Below are 2034 nucleotides of genomic sequence, written 5' to 3' on the forward strand. Positions count from 1 at the left end.
GGTGCATTTCATAGATCCGGTGGGAGCAAGCTTGCTTGCGAATGAAGCGACGCGGTCTTCCTGATGTACCGTGTCGTCTGTTTCCCGAACACGTTCGGTCCCACAGGGGTTTGCGGGTAATCCTTATCAGCGCAGCTCGGCCAAACTGCCCTCAAGAATATCCAGCCCTTCATTGAGCACATGCAGTTCAGTGGTCAATGGCGGCAGTAGACGAATAATGTGCCGAGACTTGCCGCTGGGCATTAGCAGCAGGCCTTTATTTCTGGCGGCTTCTAGCAGCGCGGCCAACTGCGCGGTGGCGGGCTTGCCTTCCGGAGTCATCAGCTCGATACCGCGCATCGCACCGACGCCGGTCAAGCGTCCGAGGAATGGTGAAATTTTGCTGTCGATCCAGTGCTGATAGCGGTCGGCGATGGCCTGCCCTTGGGCCTCGCCCCACGCCGACAGATTAGCGTCAGTCAATTGTTCCAGTGTTGCCAACCCTGCGGCGCAGGCGATTGGGTTTCCGGAATAAGTCCCGCCCAACCCACCTTTGGGCAGCACGTCCATCAACTCTTTTTTACCCACTACGGCACCGAGCGGCACCCCACCGGCGATGCTCTTACCGAGCAGCAGCAAATCCGGTTCGATACCCAAACGGGAAAAAGCAAAGCGCTGCCCAGTGCGGCCGAAACCGGATTGGATTTCATCAATGATCAGCACAATGCCTTTTTCGTCGCAGAAGGCTCGCAAGATTTGCGCGAACTCGATGTCCATCGCATGAAAACCAGCTTCGCCTTGAATCGGCTCAAGGATAAAACAGGCAATGTCGGTCACGTCGATTTCGACACTGAACAAACGGTCCATGGCCTTGATGGCTTCGGCGACCGTGACGCCGTTGTCTTTGCTGGGATACGGCAGGTGGTAAACCGGGCCGGGTAAGACGCCGACCTTTTGTTTGTAGGGCGCCACTTTGCCATTCAGGTTCAGGGTCGCGAGAGTTCGGCCGTGAAAGGCGCCATCGAAGGCGATTACGGCTGTACGGCCGGTGTAGCCACGGACTATTTTCAGCGCGTTTTCCGCAGCCTCGGCGCCACTGTTGGTGAGCATGCCGCTGACCGGATAACTGACCGGAATGAACGCGGCGAGCTTTGTCATGAATTGCTTGTACGGGCCGTGGGGGACGGCATTAAAGCAGTAATGAGTGAGCTTGGTAGCCTGTTCGCGAATGGCATCGACGATGCGCGGGTTGCAATGCCCCAGGTTCAAAACGCCAATACCACCGACAAAATCTATGTAGCGTTTGCCGTCTTCATCCCACACTTCGGCGTTTTTGCCGTGGTCCAGGGTGATCGGGTGGACCATGGAAATAGAACCGCTGATCGATGAATTGCTCATGCTTGGCTGCTCATACAAAAGATTTCGTCAAAAAAGGCATGGGTTATATAAGCGAGGAATGCACATCGGTCACAAGCGAAATTAAATCGCGGGGTTATTCCTGAAATTCGTGTAGGCACACCTAATCGCTGGCGCCTGCACGGACGCCTTCGTCGGCAAGCCAACTCCCACAGATTGTTCAGGGCGACGCAAACTGTGGGGGCAGGCTTGCCTGCGAAGGCGGTTTCTCAGGTGACACACTAACCACGCCCACCAAATATCTGCGAAGGCCGGCGCAAGGTTGGGTCGAACGGGTTGATCTTCGGCCCGATGGCCGCAGCTTCGCGCTTGAGCAGCTCGACCACGGTCGGCAGTCTATCCGGCCCCAAGCGATCGCTGATGGTCGCGACGCTAAGTGCCGCCACTGCATGCCCGTCACGGTTGAGAATCGGCACCGCAAGGCCCGCCATTCCCGGTAATGCCCCGGTATTGCGCGCGGCGTAACCCAAGCGACGGACGTTCTCCACTTCCGAGCGCAGGAACACTTCGTCGTACAGATGAAAATCTTTAAGCCGAGGCAAGTTGTAGCAGATCACCGTCTCGCGCTCTTCTTCGGGCAAAAACGCCAGAATCGCCAGACTCCCCTGCCCCACGCCCAGTGCCACGCGCCCACCAATA

Annotated in this window: 2 protein-coding genes; both read right to left on the bottom strand. The window is 57.2% G+C overall.

The window, feature by feature from the left end:
* Positions 1 to 126: 126 nt before the first annotated feature.
* Positions 127 to 1377, bottom strand: a complete 1251-nt coding sequence (locus M0974_RS30415; RefSeq protein ID WP_297845643.1) for an aspartate aminotransferase family protein — start codon at positions 1375 to 1377, stop codon at positions 127 to 129.
* Positions 1378 to 1616: 239 nt separating this feature from the next.
* The coding region (locus M0974_RS30420) for an IclR family transcriptional regulator C-terminal domain-containing protein (RefSeq protein ID WP_297845646.1) at positions 1617 to 2034 on the bottom strand (418 nt) is incomplete at its 5' end.

The sequence above is a fragment of the Pseudomonas sp. genome, assembly GCF_026224925.1.
In the GTDB taxonomy this organism is placed as follows: Bacteria; Pseudomonadota; Gammaproteobacteria; order Pseudomonadales; family Pseudomonadaceae; genus Aquipseudomonas.

Coding starts and splice junctions, on each gene's coding strand:
- M0974_RS30415 (WP_297845643.1), bottom strand. CDS start 1,377: ATGAGCAATTCATCGATCAGCGGTTCTATTTCCATGGTCCACCCGATC.